This is a genomic window from Nocardia sp. NPDC052254 (assembly GCF_040679495.1).
GTDB lineage: Bacteria > Actinomycetota > Actinomycetes > Mycobacteriales > Mycobacteriaceae > Nocardia.
On the sequence record NZ_JBFAUW010000014.1, the window covers coordinates 48402 to 63467 of the forward strand.

Consider the following 15066-nt stretch of genomic DNA (forward strand, 5'->3'; position numbering starts at 1 on the left):
CAGCATCCTTCTGGAAATCGGAGTCCACCATGAAGCTCGAAGGCAAAGTCGCCGTCATCACCGGAGCCGGCTCCGGCTTCGGCCGTCAGTGTTCCCAGTTGTTCGCATCCGAGGGCGCATCGATCGCCGTGGTCGACATCGACCCCGAACGCGCCGCGGGGACAGTGGAACTCGTCGAACAGCAAGGCGGTAAGGCCATCGCCGTCACCGCCGACGTGAGCGATGAGGCGCAGGTGACTTCCGCCGTGGCCGCGTCGGTCGAGCATTTCGGCAAGCTCGACATCATGTTCGCCAACGCGGGCGTCGTCTCGCGCGGCGGTGTGCCGTCGGTCGCGGGCGGCGAGGAGGTCGAATTCCAGGATCTGACCGTGGCCGACTGGCAGCATGTGCTCGGCGTCAATCTCAGCGGTGTCGTCTACTCCGCCAAGGCCGCCGTGCCGTATCTGCGCGACAACGGCGGCGGCACCATCCTGGCCACCTCCTCGGCGGCCTCGCTGGTCGCATACCACAACATCGCGATGTATTCGGCCACCAAGGCCGGCGTCAACGGCCTGGTCCGCGGGCTGAGCCTGGATCTCGGCAGGTACGGGATCCGGGTCAACGCCATCTGCCCCACCCACGGCATGTCGCCGAACTTCCTGATGCCGCCCGGCTCCCCCGTCGTCGGTCAGTCCTACGAACAGGTCGCCGGGCCCTGGGATCCGTCGATCTCGCCGATTCCGCTCAAGCTTCAGCGTCCCCCGTCACTGCTCGACAACGCGAAGGTCGCGCTGTTCCTGGCCTCCGACGATTCGCAGTACCTGTCCGGTCTCGTCCTGCCGTCCACCGACGGTGGCACGCTGGCCCGCGTCGGCATGTGGTTCGCCGAGGACAAGGGCTCCCCCGGAGATCTGTGACATGGCCGAGCCCCACCACCTGGCCGTCGATCGCACAGCCTGCGCCGGCCACGGGCTGTGCTATGCGACCGCACCGGACCTGCTCGAATCGGATGACGTCGGCAACCCCGTCGTCGTGAGCGATCCGATCCCCGACACACATCTCGATGCCGCACATCGGGCCGCCGCCGCGTGTCCCGAGCGTGCGCTGACGCTGACGAGCGCCCTTCCCCTATCCGAGGAATCATCATCATGACCACTACCACCGCAGAGGTCTCCAGCGAACTGGTCGTCGACTTCGACATCTACGACCAATCGCTGGCTTTTCCCGAAGACACCGTGCAGGAACGCGTCGCCGAACTCGCGCAGCGGGGCCCGGTCGTCTATTCCACCGCCCACGGCGGACACTGGATCGTAACCAGGTATCAGGAGATCCACGAGGTCCTGCGCGACCCCGAGACCTTTTCCAGTCACCCCAACAATCTGGTCACCACGACCGCGGGTTTCGGGAAATTCATCCCCTTGGAACTCGATCCGCCGGAGCACACCGGATATCGACTCGCGCTCCAGCCGTTGTTCAGCCCGAATCGAATGAAGGCACTCGAGGACGATATCCGGGCGGTGATCAACGACCTCATCGATCGATTCGCCGAGACCGGAACATCGGAATTCATAGCCGACTTCGCGCACGAATTGCCGACTCGGGTCTTCCTGGCCCTGATGGACTGGCCACTCGCGGACGCACCCAAGTTCACCCACGCCACCGACGTTCTCCTGACCGGAATTCCCGGCGCCACCGAGGAGGAATCCAATCAGGCACGCGGTGCGGCGGCTTTCGAGATGCTCGCCTATTTCCAGAATGTCATCGACGACCGCAGGGCGAATCCCGGTGACGACGTCACCTCGCAGATCATCCATACCGAGGTCGCACTCGAGGACGGCACCCGGCTGCTGACCGACGAAGAGCTCAACCGGATGCTGTTCCTGTTGCTGATCGCCGGCCTGCACACGGTCCAAGGTTCGCTGGCCTGGAGCATCATCCATCTGTCCCACAACAAGGAGCAGCGCGAGCAGCTCATCGCCGACGAAAGCCTGATTCCCTCGGCGGTGGAGGAGATCTTGCGCATCGAGGCCGCGGTGGTACCCGGGCGCCGGGCCACCCGGCCCACCGAACTGGGCGGCGTGCCGATCGCGGCGGGCGATCAGCTGATCCTGATGCTCTGCTCGGCGAACCGGGACTCCGGGGAATTCGACGCCCCCGAGCAGTTGCAGCTCGACCGCAGCCCCAATCGTCATCTGTCCTTCGGTGCCGGTGCGCACCGCTGCCTCGGCTCCCATCTGGCGCGGATCGAACTCCGGCTCGCTCTCGAGGAAATCCACCGCCGCATACCGGATTACGCTCTCGTGGAGGGTGATCCGCCGGTGATGCACGCCAGCCAGGTCCGTGGCTGCGCCCGGCTGCCGATCACGTTCACACCGAGCAGATGAACGCCGGTGAGGGCCGCAGACCGCGGCCCTCACCCGTCCCGGGGCGCGGCGACAACAGACAGATATCGGTATGTGAGAGTGCTCACCCGAGGGGCGGATCGACGCGCGGCGCCGCAGCACGATCAGCACTGGTCGCGACCGCTCCGGACCCGCTCGGCCACAACGGTTTTCGAGTTCCACCCCGGCGCAGGACGACACCGCGCATCCGGCGACGTCGAACGAACAACAAATTACGAGTATCGTCCATGGTGTCGCTGAGTCTGCAAACAATTGCAGAAAATCCGTGGAGGGCAGGATAAGAGAATGGCTCGACGTAACAGCAACGTCCTGAGCGGGGACGTCGAGGAAGCACGCGGGCAGATACTCGAAGCCGCTCAATCGACATTCCTGCATTTCGGCGTGAGTAAAACGACGATGGACGACATCGCGAAAGCCGCGGGCGTATCCCGGCCGACAATCTACCGATACTTCCGTGACCGGGACACCCTGGTTGCCGAATTGATCCGGCTGCGCGCCCGAAAACTCTTCATCACCGGCACCAAATATGTCCTGGAGCGCGAACATTTCCGCGACCAGATCGTCGACGGCCTGATATTCCTGGTCGATCGCGGCCGCAAGGATCCGCTCATCCGGTTGATCGTGAGTCCCGAACACATGGACCTCGCCGCCGCGGTCGTCGGCACCTCCAAGCTCGCCAGCAATCTGACACTGGAAATGTGGGGTCCCATCCTCGACCGCGCCCGCGAGCGCGGCGAATTGCGCGACGGCCTCAGCAACGAAGACGCCTGCGAATGGCTCGCTCTGGTCCAGCTGATCCTCGTCGGCCGGTTGGACTTCGAGGATCCGGACGACCCCTCCCATCGCCGACTGCTCGAGACCTTCATGTTGCCGGCATTCCTGCCGCCGGACGCGGCCTGAGCGGTGCGGGTGTGGCCCGTGTGGTGTGTGGCTAGGGCGAGCGTCGAACGATCATGACCGGGCAGTCCGCCGACTGCACCAGGGCAGCACCGGTCGAGCCCAGCAGCATCCCGGCGAATCCGCCACGGCCGTGGCTGCCCACCACCACGAGCTGCGCATTCTCCGCCTCGTCGAGCAACGAGCGAACCGGACGGTGGTACACCAGCACGCGCCGCACCTCCACATCCGGATAACGCTCGGCGAAACCTGCCAGATTCTCCGCCAGCAGGGCGTCCTCGGATTCACGAATCCGGACCCACCCCTCGACCGTGAGCTGCAACTCGCTGCTGATGTCGCTCCACGCGTGCAACGCGACCAAGCCCACCTTTCTCCGGGACGCCTCGTCGAACGCGGCCTCCAGGGCAGGGACGCTGTTCTCCGTGCCGTCGACGCCGACCAGGATCGGCAATGCCGCTGTCACGGCGTCGGTCGCCGAGACGTTGTGGACGACGGTCACCGCGCAGTGGGCATGCTGGGTCGCCGCCGCGGACACCGATCCCAGCAGGCCACGCCGGATCGCGCCGAGTCCCCGGCTCCCGACGACGAGCATCCACACATCACGAGATCGCTCGATGAGATGCTCGATGATCGGTTCGTCGGTCACCTCGGTGGTGATCTGCGGCGTCGGTTCCCCGGCGGCCACGCGCGCTACCCGGCTCGCCTCGCCGAGTATCCGTTCGCCGTCTCGATGCAGCAGGCCGATGGCGTCGCCGGTGATCGCCGGCTCCGGCCTGCCGGGGATCGCCGTCGAGGTGACAAGGTGCAACCGGCGTTCGTGTAACGCCGCCTCGGCCGCGGCCCACGCCGCGGCGCGATATCCGGTGGTCGAGCCGTCGACGGCGGCGAGCACCGCCCCCTCGCGGTGTCGGTCGGTCATGTCGACTCCTCGATGATTCGTGGCCGCCCATCCGATCGTTCCCGAGTCGACCGCACGCCGCATCCGGCGGGCGAGGCGTCGGGCCGATGCGGAAATCACCGAAGTCCCCAGGTGAGGACCTCGGCCACACCGTCGGTCACCACGGTATCCCCCATTCGGTGCCGTCCTGTGCAGTTCGGGACTTTCGACCCTGTGAGCAACGCGGATGCCGAGCGATAGTGGCGTGCAGAAAGTCGAACGCCGCACGAGGAGACGATTTGGCAGTCCATCCACTCGGGCCGAACCCGCTCGCCGACCACACACTCCCACCACCCGACCACGAATCGGCACCCACACAGCAGGCGCGTCGCCCCATGCCGCAACGGCATGCGCTCACGCCACCTGCCGGGAAGATCGCCGATATCGCGGACCTTCGAGCGCGGCAGCGCGGCCAAGTTGCCCGCCATCTGCGGCCGGCCACCGAGCAATCGGTGGTCGATCACGTCGTCGATCGGCTGGACGAGGAATTCCGGCACCACGTCCGTCGCGGTGCGATCGACGCCGTTGTCCGGCGCTGCATCGACGATCTGGCCGGAACGCCCCGCGGAGCACTTCCGGAATTGGGCGAGCGCCTGGCGAGGCAACGCCTGCTCGATGCCGGCCTGCTCCGCACTCCTCGGGATGCCGATGGCGTGTAATCAACTCGAATCCCCCGCCACGACAATGCCCGCCGTCGACATCCGGCTCGGCGACGACGTCCCGAGCATGTTCGGGGAATACGCACGCCGGCGAATCCGGCGCGTGGTCGAAGACGCACAGCTTCCGGTCTCGTCGATACTGGTTCGACTGGCTTCGCATCATGATTCCGCGGTCGCCAATCCCTTTGTCGCCCAAGCGAATATCGCAACGGAGAGGGCTATTCGGGTACAGGCCGCCGGGGCGACGGCACGCGAGGCTGTCGACATGTTGCAGTCGCGCACCCGGGTCCGCCTCCGGGCGCTGTACGGACGACGGGTGCCTTTCGGCGCATCCTGCCGTCCGGCGGACACGCTCCTGTACCTGCGCCCGACGCGACAGCGAACAATAGTGCGCACCAAGTCATTTCATCTCGATCACGACACCTGCGACATGGCCGCGCACGAAATGACCATGATGGACTATTCGTTCCGGTTGTTCGTCGAATCGGGCACGGGCGCGGAAAGTCTCCTGCATCGCACCGCGCACGGCGACTACCGGCTTCTGCAGATCGCTTCGCGACCACAGGCTGTCGCGCCCAGCTGCCTGCCGCTGGTGACACCCGGGAAACCGGTTCCGGAACTCGGCCGGGAAGAGGCACTGGCCGAACTGGCCCTGAGCGGATCACCGTTTCTGTTCTATCGCGACCCGGCCCTCGATCGCGGCTGCGTTCTGTATCACCGTTACGACGGGCACTACGCATTCATGACCTCGCGACAATAGTCCGACACATCGACCGGTCCCGACGTCCGGGTGGTCACCGATGCCGCGCACCGTCCCCGCTGTCGGGGTGCAGGTCGAAGATCGATGTGCGTATCTCCTCGATCACCTGCTGCAGACCCTCGACCAGGCCGGCCAGTCGATTCCGGACGTCGGGATTTCGGGATCGGGCCAGAGTGCCCTGCGCGTTCAGACCGAGCTCGAACAGTCGCTGGATCACGTGGTCGTGCAGATCACGAGCGATGCGATCGCGATCGGACAGTACGTCGAGCTCGCGCACATGCTGCTGAGCAGAGGCCATCTGCATCGCGAACGCCGCCTGGTCGCCGAAGGCCCCCGCCAGCTCGACGGTCTCGGCCGAATACGTCTTGCCGTCGCGGCCACGCGCCGCGACGAGCACTCCGAGGATCGCCTCACCGGCATTCAAGGGCAGGAACAGCATCGGACCCGGCTCGGTGAAGAGGGGGGCGGCGAAGCGGTGGTCGACTCGATCGCGCGGAATCGGCACGGGCCGTCGTTCCAGAATTGCCGCCCCGATCGGTGTGCCACTCAGCGGCAACGACGTCCCCCGGCTGTCCGGGCCCGCTCCCGCGCAGTGGCTCACCGTCAGGTCCGCCACCTCCTCCGGCACGGCTTCGGGGTCCCCGGGCACCGCCAGCAGGGCGTGTTGGGAGCCGGTGAGCCGGCACGCGTTGTCGACAACATCCTGAAGTACGTGCTCGGCGTCCGTTCCGGCGAGGAAATCCGTGGCCACATCCCTCGTCGCCGCGATCCACTCCTGCCGGGCGTGCGATTGCGCGTAGAGGTGAGCGTTGTCGATCGCGATTCCCGCGGCGGCGGCCAGCGCCTGCACGATCACCTCGTCATCCGCGGTGAACGGTTGCCCTCCGGCTTTTTCGGTCAGGTACAGGTCGCCGAAAACCTCGTCCCGGATCCGGACCGGTACGCCGAGAAAGGTCCGCATCGGCGGATGATGCGGCGGGAATCCGACCGACGACGGGTGTTGCGCCAAATCGTCCAGACGCAGGGGTTTCGGCTGACTGATGAGCAGTCCCAGAACTCCGCGCCCTTGCGGCAGGTCACCGATGCGGGCGCGCTCGGCGTCGCCGATGCCCTCGTAGATGAACTGGTCGAGCTGACCGTCGGGCCCACGGACCCCGAGTGCGCCATAGCGGGCGTCGACGAGTTCGATCGCGGTGTGCACGATGGCACGCAGCGTCCGGTCCAGATCGAGGCCGGCACTGACCGACAGCATCGCCTCGACCAGCCCGTCCATCCGGTCCCGGGTATCGATCAACTGGTTGATCCGATCCCGCACCTCGGACAGCAGTTCCCGCAGCCGCAACCGCCCCAGTGTGTCCCGCACCGAGTCGGGTGACCCGATCGCCTGCCACGGCGTCACACCGGAGCCGGCATCATGTTCTGGCGATCCTCCGACCTGCACAATATCGTCCCCCTAGCCGAACGAGCCGTCCGAAATGGATCGGCCCAAGCTTTTGAAGGATGAGGTTTAGCATAGTCGAATTTCGGGTAATGGCGTCCGTTGAATTCCGCATCCGGCACCGGCACCGACGGGCAGCGCCACGCATCGGCCACCCGTCCCCCTCGCGATCACTCGGCGCGATCCGGCCGAATCGACCTCACAACTTGTAGCCGATGGCGCGCAGCAGGCGTTTGCGATCGAGTTGATCTTCGGCGCTTTCCACCCCGAGCGGCGCCGGCCCGTCCACGACGCCGACGATTCCCCGCCCGAGCTCGGTCCCGGCGATGAGCACTTCCACCGGATTGGCTGTCGCACAGAAGATTCCGCACACCTCCGGTACTCGGCGGATGGCGTTGAGAACGTTCACCGGATACCCCTCGCGCAGAAACACGATGAACGAGTGCCCCGCTCCGATCGACTGCGCGTTCTCGGTGGCCAGCGCCACGAGTTCATCGTCATTGCCCGAGTGGCGCACCAGCCGGGGACCGGAGGCTTCACAGAAGGCCAGGCCGAACTTCAGATGGGGACCGGTGCCGACGAGGGCTTCGTGGAGATCCTCCACGGTCTTGATGAAATGAGACTGGCCGATGATGACATCGAGCTCATCGGGTTTGTCGATGCGCACCGCAGTCAGTTCCATCGCCCCATCGTCCGCCCGAGCGGTGCGGCACGGGCAGAGCCATTGGTCCCCACATCCGGCACCTCCGGGTTCCGGCCCGCCTCGGGCACCCATCACCGACCGGGAATCGTTCCATTTCAGCGGCGTGAACGCTGCATTTGCGAATGTTTGCCCAGCTGTAGCCATGACCTCTCCGGTATGCAAGAATTGCTTCCGCTTCACCGTTTGCTCCATTCACTCGAGTTCCATTCACACCACTGAAAGGAAGCTCAGATGGCGCAAGACAGCACTGCTACGGCAACCCGGAACGGCGTGCGGGACCCCCAGAGCATGGACGGCCTGCGGTCGGGTCTGGATGCCATGCGGTCGGGTCTGGACGAATTGCGGCAGGAAGCGCAGGGCGCTCGCCAGTATGCCCAGCAGGCACAGAACCTCGCTCGGCAAGCGCAGCAGCAATCGCGGCAGGTGGCCCATCAGGCCCAGTCCGCGCAGAACGAGGCCAACCAGGCCAACCAGCAGGCCCAGCAGGCTCGCCAGCAGGCGATGCAGGCCCAGAACCAGGCACAACAGGCGCAAAGCGAGGCAGACCGGGCACAGAACCAGGCGCAGCAGGCGCAGGGCGAGTGCAACCAGGCCAACCAGCGTTCGCAGGCGGCCCAGGATCAGGCCGAGCAGGCGGCCCAGCTGGCGCAGCAAGCCGACGATCAGGCCACCCGGGCGCAGGATCGCGCCATGCAGTGGGAGCTGCAGATGCACCAGATGCGGCAGCAGGTCCGTCAGATGCAGCCGAACTGAACGGTGCCGCGGTGACACCCCGGCACCGGGGACACCGCACGGTCACCCGGGAGCCCGGAGTTCACCGACTCCGGGCTCCCGCCCATCCGCCCGCACCACCCGAATTGATTTGCCAATAGTTTGCTGTTCGAAGAATCTTGCCGATTCGGCCACCGGACGGGTGCGCCGAGTCTCCGCCGGTGACTGTCACGGCAGGGCGATGACGGCAAGCAGCACGATCAACAGCGAGACGGCGACGGTGATGTGGCTGCGGCGGTAGTGCGTCGCCAGCACGGCGACGAACTCCCGGAGAAAAGCGGCGGGCAGGAAATAGGCGGCGGTGCGAGCTCCCAGGACCTGGGCATCGATATCGAGGCGCCGAGTCAGCGCGGCCGTGCGCAGGACGTGAAAGTTACTGGTCACCACAGTGATTCGCAGATCTTCGGGAGCAATTCCGCGCCGGTTCAGTTCCTCCAGGCAATTACGCAGGTTCTCGGCGGTGTTGCGCGAGTGCCGTTCTCGGACGATGGCGTGTCCGGCCACGCCGCGGCCGATCAGATAGCGAGCCATGGCATCGGCTTCGGTCGTCGCCTCGTCGGGCCCCTGCCCGCCGCAGGTGACCAGGACAGGATGGCGCCCGGACCGCACCGCCGTGCGGTAGGCGTCGACGCCGCGGTCGAGCCGTGCGGCCAGCAACGGGGTGACCGACCGGCGGTTCAGGCCGCATCCCAGGATCACGACGGCATCGGCTTCGGGGCGCGCCGCCAGACTGCCGTAGAACAGTGCGTAGCCGCCGAACGCGATCAGATGCGCCACGAAGTAGACCCCCGCGGCGGTGGCCAGCACCGTCAGCTGGGTGGCCCAACTCGGAACAGCCGGACCGCTCGCGGCCGTCACGGCCGCCGCCACCAACCCGACCAGACCGAGGCCGAAGGCGACCGGCAACGCGGTGATCGCCGCGAATCCCTCCCGGGATATCAGCGCTATCCCGTTGACCAGCAACGCGATACCGACCACGGTCGGCGGAACGGCCAGCACGGCGATCAGCCCGAGTTGTGAGGGCGTGTCCCGCGACAGCCGGACGATCACCGTCGCACTTCCGCTGCCCAGCAGCGTGAGCGCGGCCAGTAAGACGAAGGCCGACGAGAGCCGGCGCGGTTCCCGCGCCACCCGTAGCGCGCCGGCGAATGCCAGGACCACCCCCGCGGCCACCGAAAGCCCGCCGATCGACACGTACGCCACCGTCTGCATCTACCCACGACTCCTTCCGGCCACTGTCGGGCCTTCTCGCCGAAGTACGACGCCGTCGGTGCGGCGAGGGATCCGCGGCGACCGGCCGACGTATCCACGCTTTCCCGTTCCGGCGCCGCGGAAACAACCGGCCGGCGCGATGTGCCGACAGCGGGGGCGACAACGCCGCCGCCGAGCCGGCGCGGCCTCGAGGTCGCCGAGGCCGTGGCCGGGCACGCGCGACGCGCCCGCGCGTGTTCGGCCACGGGTCCCGGCAACGCCGTCTAGTCTTCGGATGACCGTCCCGGCGGCCGGCACGACATCCAGCTCACCCACCCATCCGATGCAGTGAGGTGTCCACCATGACGGGCTCCAGCCGAGTTGCCGCCGCAGTCGCGGCGCTGGCATTCATCACCGTGACCGCCGTCGGCGCGCCGAAAGCGGCTGCCGCCGCGGGGATCTGCCCCGGCGCGGGCCAGCCGACGGTGCAGGCCGGATCGGTACCCGGCGCGCTCGAAGGGCTCACCGTGGACTCTCGCGGCCGGGCCTACACCACCGATATCGTCACCGGGCGCGTATTCCGCATCGATGCGCCCGGCGCCGCGGCGGTACCCATCGCGACCGTGCCCAGCGGCGGTGCCGGAGCGCTCGCCTGGACGCCCGACGACAAACTCCTCGTCGGCTACGGCGCGGACCCCCGGGTGGTCATCGGTGACACCGCTCGTCAGGCCGGGATCGTGAAAATCGACCCGGACACCGGCGCGGTGCTGCCCTACGCGGCCGGCCTCAGTGCGGCCAATGGTATGGACGTCGCCGCGGACGGTACCGCGTACGCGACCAACGACTTCGGCAATCTCATCGGCCGCGTGGCTCCGGACGGTCGCGTGCAAGCGGATTGGGCGCGGTTGCCCAGCGCCAACGGCGCCGTACTCGGCGCCGGCGACGAATACCTGTATGTCTCACGCACATTCACCAACCCGGGGGTGAGCCGGATTCCCGTCGCAAACCCCTCGGCTCCCCAGTCGCTGCTGGATCTGACCGGTGCCGACGCGACGGCGGCGCCGGACGGCCTGACGCTGGACTCGCAGAATCGCCCGGTGGTCCCCTTCAATCCCTCGGGCCGGATCGTCCGGATCGATGCCCCGGGCCAATTCTGTGAGCTCGGTACCGGCAGCCCGCTCACCAGCGTCGTCACCTACGGCCGTGGCACCGGCGGATTCTCGGCGGGCCGGTTGTTCGCGGCGACGTTCACCGGTGTGGTCTACGAGATTCCCGGCGGGTTCGATCCGAACGCGCGTACCGCGACTCCCTGACCCGTGCGGACGGGATAACGGGTTCTTCGGCTGCAGGCCGATCCCCTGATTCCGCTCTCCAGAATTTCATGTTCTGATGCTCGGTCGCGCGTCACTGTAGGTGGCATGACCACGACTGACACCCCAGTCCGCTTGCGGGCGGTCGCGGCGCCGGGCCAGCCGGACGTGACTCCCGCGCTCGAGGAGCTCTATCGCGGTTTCGAGCAGGAGCTGCTGGTTCCGCTGTGGACCGAGATCGGCGATCTGATGCCGGCACATCCGCGTTCGCGCGCGGTCGCGCACCGGTGGCGCTGGGAGAACCTGCTACGCCTGGCCGAGAAGGCCGGAGACATCGTTCCGGTGGGGCGCGGCGGCGAGCGCCGCGCCATCGCGCTGGCCAATCCCGCACTGGGCGGGCGGCCGTTCGCCACCCCGACGCTGTGGGCGGCGATCCAGTACCTGATGCCCGGCGAAGACGCTCCCGAGCACCGGCACACCCAGCACGCCTTCCGCTTCGTGGTCGAGGGGTCGGGCGTGTGGACCGTGGTCGGCGGTTCCGGTGACCAGGCGGTCGGCGACGCCGTCCCGATGCGCCGCGGTGATTTCCTGCCGCAGGCAGGCTGGAACTGGCACGCCCACCACAATGCGACCTCGGAGCCGATGGCCTGGATCGACGGGCTCGACATCCCGTTCCAGTACGTCGTCGAATCGCAGTTCTTCCAGTTCGGCCGCGACGCGCTCGCCGACGACGAGCGGATCACACCGGAACGCTCACGCTCCGAACGTCTGTGGGGCCACCCCGGCCTGCGGCCGCTGTCGGTCGGCACCGTGGCGCCCGGCTCGCCGCTGCTGGCCTACAAGTGGGAGCACACCGACGCCGCGCTCGACGATCAGCTGCAGCTGGAGCAGGAGGGCTACGGCGGCACCGTCGAGCCCGGCCACGCGGCCGTCCGTTTCGCCAACCCGCACGACGGCACCGATGTGCTGCCGACCATCCGTGCCGAGTTCCACCGCATCGCCCGCGGCACACAGACCGCACCCGTTCGCGAGACCGGGTCATCGGTCTACCAGGTGTTCGATGGTTCCGGCACGGTGACCGTCGGCGACCGGACCTGGTCGGTCACCCGCGGCGATCTGTTCGTCGTCCCATCGTGGGAACCCTTCTGCGCCAAGTCCGAAGCCGGCCGCACCGACTCCGACTCCGGCGCCCTCGACCTCTTCCGTTTCTCGGACGCGCCCATCTTCGAGGCGCTCCGGCTCGATCGTCAGGAGACCATCCGATGAAGCTCGCCACCCTCCGCGTCGACAACGGCACCCGCGCCGTCCGCCTCGACGGCGACACCCTGGTCGACCTCGGCTACGACGACCTCGGTGTCCTGTTCGCCCAGGACGATTGGGCCGCCATCGCCGCCGCGGCCACCGGTCGGTCCTGGCCGGCCGAAGGCGCCGACCTCGCCCCGGTCGTGCCGCACCCGTCCAAGGTCATCTGCGTCGGGCACAACTACACCGACCACATCAAGGAGATGGGCCGCGAGCTGCCCCGCTACCCGACCCTGTTCCCGAAGTTCGCCGACAGCCTCATCGGCCCGAACGATGCGATCCGCAAGCCGGCCGAGACCGATGCCCTGGATTGGGAGGTCGAACTGGTGGTGGTCGTCGGCAAGCCGGTGCGCCGCGCGAGCGAGGACGAAGCCGCCGCGGCCATCGCGGGCTTCACCGTCATGAACGACGTGTCGATGCGGGACTGGCAGTTCCGCACCATCGAGTGGACCCAGGGCAAGATCTGGGATTCGGTCACCCCGGTCGGCCCCTACGTGGTGACCCCCGACGAGGTCGGCGGCGTCCGGCCCGCACTGGCGGTCGAGACGATCGTCGACGACACCGTGATGCAGCACGACGACACCGGCACACTGCTGTTCGATCCCGTGCGTCTGGTGCAGTACATCTCCACCGTCATCCGCCTCAACCCGGGGGATCTGATCGCCACCGGCACTCCCGCCGGCGTCGGTCACGCCCGGGACCCGAAGATCTACCTGACCGGCGGCGAAACCGTGGTCACGAGGATCGCCGGGCTGGGTGCGTGCACCAACCTGGTCGTGCGGCAGTCGTGACGACGCGCGGTCTCGCCGATTCCCTGACCTGGGCCGAGTACGGCACGCACCTGCTCACCGGGCAGGTCGCGACCCTCGACGAGCAGTCCATGTCGGCGCCGAGCATCCTGCCCGGCTGGACCCGCAAGCATCTCGTGGCGCATGTTGCCGCCAATGCCGACGCGCTCGGCAATCTCGTCCACTGGGCACGCACGGGCGAGCAGACTCCCATGTATTCCTCGATGGGGCAGCGCGACACCGACATCGAGACCGGCGCCGGGCGTCCGGCACACGAGCTGAGGACCTGGCTCACCGATGCGGCCGCCACCCTCACCACCTCGATGCACGCGCTGACCACCGCGGGATGGCAGACCGAGGTCGTCACCGCGCAGGGCCGGACCGTGCCCGCCACGGAGATCCCGTGGCTCCGGGCGCGCGAGGTCTGTGTGCACGCCGTGGATCTCGGCACGGGGGCGACATTCGCCGACCTGCCGGTGGAGTTCCTGTCCGCGCTGATCGCCGACATCCGGGCCAAGCGCGGCCTCGCACTCGCGGATGTTCCCGACGGGCCGCTGCCCGAGGTGGCCGCCTACCTCGCCGGACGCCCCCATTCCCTCGCCGAGGCCACAGCCCTCGGCCCCTGGCTCTAGAGGAGGCCGCCTCGTGCGTACCCCTGTCACCACCATGAATCCCGATGTCCTCGTCGTCGGTGGCGGAATCGGCGGTCTGAGTGCCGCTTTCGCCCTGTCGCGCCTCGGCCTGCGGGTCCGGGTGCTCGAACGCGCCAAGGAGTTCGGCGAAGTCGGCGCCGGTCTGCAGCTGGCCCCCAACTGCACCCGCATCCTCGACGACTACGGTCTGCTGGACGAGGCGAAAACCCGCGGCGTCGTTCCCGGACGCATGGTCATGCGCGACGCCGTCGACGGCGACGAGCTCACCGCCCTCGATCTCCGCGATCTCGAGCGCAGGTACGGCTTCCCGTATCTGGTCATCCACCGCAGCGACCTGCACGCGCTGTTCCTGCGGGCGTGCCGCGACGCGGGCGTCGAACTGCTCACCGAACAGAACGTCACCGGCTACGGCCGGCACGGCGATACCGCCACCGCCACAACGGAATCCGGCATCGTCCACGAGGCCGGCGTCGTGATCGCCGCCGACGGCCTGCACTCGGTGGCCCGCACGCTGTTCGTCGACGACGAGCCGGTGTCCTCGGCCTACGTCGCCTACCGCGGCACGGTGCCGATCGAGCAGGTGGACCGACCGGTCGACCTGTCCGAAGTCGTCGTCCACGTGGGCCCGCAGTGCCATTTCGTCCACTACGGTCTGCGTGGCGGCGCACTGCTCAACCAGGTGGCGGTCTTCCGGTCCGCCAAAGCCCTGGCGGGACAGGATGATTGGGGCACGCCCGACGAACTCGACGCCGCCTTCGCCCGGACCGGCGATTCGGTCCGGCAGGGTTTGCCGCACATGTGGCGCGACAAATGGTGGCGCATGTTCGACCGCGACCCGATCGACACCTGGGTCCAGGGCCGGATCGCCCTGCTCGGCGACGCCGCGCACCCGCCGCTGCAGTACATGGCCCAGGGCGCGATCATGGCGATCGAGGACGGCTGGGTGCTGGCCGCGCACGCCGAACGCCTGCGCGACGCGAACGGCGTGATCGACTGGGCGGGCACCCTGTCGGCGTACGAGGCGGTGCGGCCCGAGCACTGCCGCCGGGTACTGACCACCGCCCGCGCCTGGGGCGAGCTGTGGCACCTCGACGGCCGCGAGCGCGAACAGCGCAACCGGCTGTTGCGGGCCCGCGCGGTCGACGACTATTCGTTCATCGACTGGATCTACGGCCCGACCGCACTGTTTCCCGAGGACGAGGCGGCCATGTTCGAGCCCATCCCACTGGCTACGGCCGATCGGGCGGACACGATCGCATCCTGACGGTGGCCACAG

Annotated in this window: 16 protein-coding genes; 12 read left to right on the forward strand and 4 right to left on the reverse strand. The window is 67.8% G+C overall.

Annotated features, from left to right (window positions below; translation table 11 throughout):
* Positions 1-29 precede the first annotated feature (29 nt).
* The 4 genes from AB0L57_RS27235 to AB0L57_RS27250 all read left to right on the forward strand — a co-directional run bounded on the left by AB0L57_RS27235 (position 30) and on the right by AB0L57_RS27250 (position 3281).
* A complete protein-coding gene (locus tag AB0L57_RS27235; RefSeq protein WP_364967833.1) occupies positions 30-896 on the forward strand; it encodes an SDR family oxidoreductase in 867 nt (288 codons plus the stop codon).
* 1 nt (position 897) lies between these two features.
* Positions 898-1131 carry a ferredoxin gene (locus AB0L57_RS27240; protein WP_364967835.1) on the forward strand — a complete coding sequence of 78 codons (234 nt, stop codon included), beginning with the start codon at positions 898-900 and terminating at the stop codon, positions 1129-1131.
* Positions 1128-2363, forward strand: coding sequence for a cytochrome P450 (locus tag AB0L57_RS27245; protein ID WP_364967838.1), 1236 nt, complete (start codon positions 1128-1130; stop codon positions 2361-2363). Before AB0L57_RS27240 ends, AB0L57_RS27245 begins: the two co-directional genes overlap by 4 nt.
* Before the next feature lie 303 nt (positions 2364-2666).
* On the forward strand, positions 2667-3281 hold the full coding sequence (locus AB0L57_RS27250; RefSeq protein WP_364967841.1) for a helix-turn-helix domain-containing protein: 615 nt from the start codon (positions 2667-2669) through the stop codon (positions 3279-3281).
* 31 nt (positions 3282-3312) lie between these two features.
* Here AB0L57_RS27250 and AB0L57_RS27255 read toward each other — a convergent pair whose 3' ends face one another.
* Complete coding sequence (locus AB0L57_RS27255; RefSeq protein WP_364967845.1) at positions 3313-4197, reverse strand: universal stress protein; 885 nt, start codon at positions 4195-4197, stop codon at positions 3313-3315.
* Between the two features lie 257 nt (positions 4198-4454).
* Between AB0L57_RS27255 and AB0L57_RS27260 the strand changes: the two genes are divergently transcribed.
* Both AB0L57_RS27260 and AB0L57_RS27265 read left to right on the forward strand, forming a co-directional pair.
* Positions 4455-4874, forward strand: coding sequence for a hypothetical protein (locus AB0L57_RS27260; protein ID WP_364967848.1), 420 nt, complete (start codon positions 4455-4457; stop codon positions 4872-4874).
* Positions 4875-5139: 265 nt separating this feature from the next.
* Positions 5140-5634, forward strand: coding sequence for a sigma 54 modulation/S30EA ribosomal C-terminal domain-containing protein (locus tag AB0L57_RS27265; protein WP_364967851.1), 495 nt, complete (start codon positions 5140-5142; stop codon positions 5632-5634).
* Between the two features lie 34 nt (positions 5635-5668).
* On the opposite strand, the gene AB0L57_RS27270 is transcribed toward AB0L57_RS27265, so the two are convergent.
* Both AB0L57_RS27270 and AB0L57_RS27275 read right to left on the reverse strand, forming a co-directional pair.
* Complete coding sequence (locus AB0L57_RS27270) at positions 5669-7033, reverse strand: GAF domain-containing protein (protein WP_364967854.1); 1365 nt, start codon at positions 7031-7033, stop codon at positions 5669-5671.
* A 238-nt stretch (positions 7034-7271) separates the two neighbouring features.
* Positions 7272-7754, reverse strand: coding sequence for an adenosine-specific kinase (locus AB0L57_RS27275; RefSeq protein WP_364968049.1), 483 nt, complete (start codon positions 7752-7754; stop codon positions 7272-7274).
* Between the two features lie 252 nt (positions 7755-8006).
* On the opposite strand from AB0L57_RS27275, the gene AB0L57_RS27280 reads away from it, so the two are divergent.
* Positions 8007-8528, forward strand: a complete 522-nt coding sequence (locus AB0L57_RS27280) for a hypothetical protein (RefSeq protein WP_364967857.1) — start codon at positions 8007-8009, stop codon at positions 8526-8528.
* Positions 8529-8714: 186 nt separating this feature from the next.
* Here the strand turns inward: AB0L57_RS27280 and AB0L57_RS27285 are convergent, their stop codons facing one another.
* Positions 8715-9758 (reverse strand): YdcF family protein, encoded by a 1044-nt coding sequence (locus AB0L57_RS27285; RefSeq protein ID WP_364967860.1) that lies wholly within the window; start codon positions 9756-9758, stop codon positions 8715-8717.
* Positions 9759-10099: 341 nt separating this feature from the next.
* Here AB0L57_RS27285 and AB0L57_RS27290 point away from each other — a divergent pair, with 341 nt between their 5' ends.
* From AB0L57_RS27290 to AB0L57_RS27310, 5 genes are all read left to right on the forward strand, one after another.
* Positions 10100-11050, forward strand: a complete 951-nt coding sequence (locus tag AB0L57_RS27290; protein WP_364967863.1) for an SMP-30/gluconolactonase/LRE family protein — start codon at positions 10100-10102, stop codon at positions 11048-11050.
* 105 nt (positions 11051-11155) lie between these two features.
* Entirely contained in the window at positions 11156-12313 is a 1158-nt protein-coding gene (locus tag AB0L57_RS27295; RefSeq protein ID WP_364967866.1) for a cupin domain-containing protein, read from the forward strand.
* A complete protein-coding gene (locus AB0L57_RS27300) occupies positions 12310-13140 on the forward strand; it encodes a fumarylacetoacetate hydrolase family protein (RefSeq protein WP_364967869.1) in 831 nt (276 codons plus the stop codon). The genes AB0L57_RS27295 and AB0L57_RS27300 overlap by 4 nt, the downstream gene beginning before the upstream one ends.
* Positions 13137-13769, forward strand: coding sequence for a maleylpyruvate isomerase family mycothiol-dependent enzyme (locus AB0L57_RS27305; protein ID WP_364967872.1), 633 nt, complete (start codon positions 13137-13139; stop codon positions 13767-13769). Before AB0L57_RS27300 ends, AB0L57_RS27305 begins: the two co-directional genes overlap by 4 nt.
* Positions 13770-13782: 13 nt before the next feature.
* Entirely contained in the window at positions 13783-15054 is a 1272-nt protein-coding gene (locus AB0L57_RS27310; protein ID WP_364967875.1) for an FAD-dependent oxidoreductase, read from the forward strand.
* Positions 15055-15066 lie beyond the last annotated feature (12 nt).

Coding starts and splice junctions, on each gene's coding strand:
- AB0L57_RS27300 (WP_364967869.1), top strand. CDS start 12,310: ATGAAGCTCGCCACCCTCCGCGTCGACAACGGCACCCGCGCCGTCCGC.
- AB0L57_RS27255 (WP_364967845.1), bottom strand. CDS start 4,197: ATGACCGACCGACACCGCGAGGGGGCGGTGCTCGCCGCCGTCGACGGC.
- AB0L57_RS27245 (WP_364967838.1), top strand. CDS start 1,128: ATGACCACTACCACCGCAGAGGTCTCCAGCGAACTGGTCGTCGACTTC.
- AB0L57_RS27295 (WP_364967866.1), top strand. CDS start 11,156: ATGACCACGACTGACACCCCAGTCCGCTTGCGGGCGGTCGCGGCGCCG.
- AB0L57_RS27290 (WP_364967863.1), top strand. CDS start 10,100: ATGACGGGCTCCAGCCGAGTTGCCGCCGCAGTCGCGGCGCTGGCATTC.
- AB0L57_RS27240 (WP_364967835.1), top strand. CDS start 898: ATGGCCGAGCCCCACCACCTGGCCGTCGATCGCACAGCCTGCGCCGGC.
- AB0L57_RS27275 (WP_364968049.1), bottom strand. CDS start 7,754: ATGGAACTGACTGCGGTGCGCATCGACAAACCCGATGAGCTCGATGTC.
- AB0L57_RS27250 (WP_364967841.1), top strand. CDS start 2,667: ATGGCTCGACGTAACAGCAACGTCCTGAGCGGGGACGTCGAGGAAGCA.
- AB0L57_RS27265 (WP_364967851.1), top strand. CDS start 5,140: ATGTTGCAGTCGCGCACCCGGGTCCGCCTCCGGGCGCTGTACGGACGA.
- AB0L57_RS27280 (WP_364967857.1), top strand. CDS start 8,007: ATGGCGCAAGACAGCACTGCTACGGCAACCCGGAACGGCGTGCGGGAC.
- AB0L57_RS27235 (WP_364967833.1), top strand. CDS start 30: ATGAAGCTCGAAGGCAAAGTCGCCGTCATCACCGGAGCCGGCTCCGGC.
- AB0L57_RS27285 (WP_364967860.1), bottom strand. CDS start 9,758: ATGCAGACGGTGGCGTACGTGTCGATCGGCGGGCTTTCGGTGGCCGCG.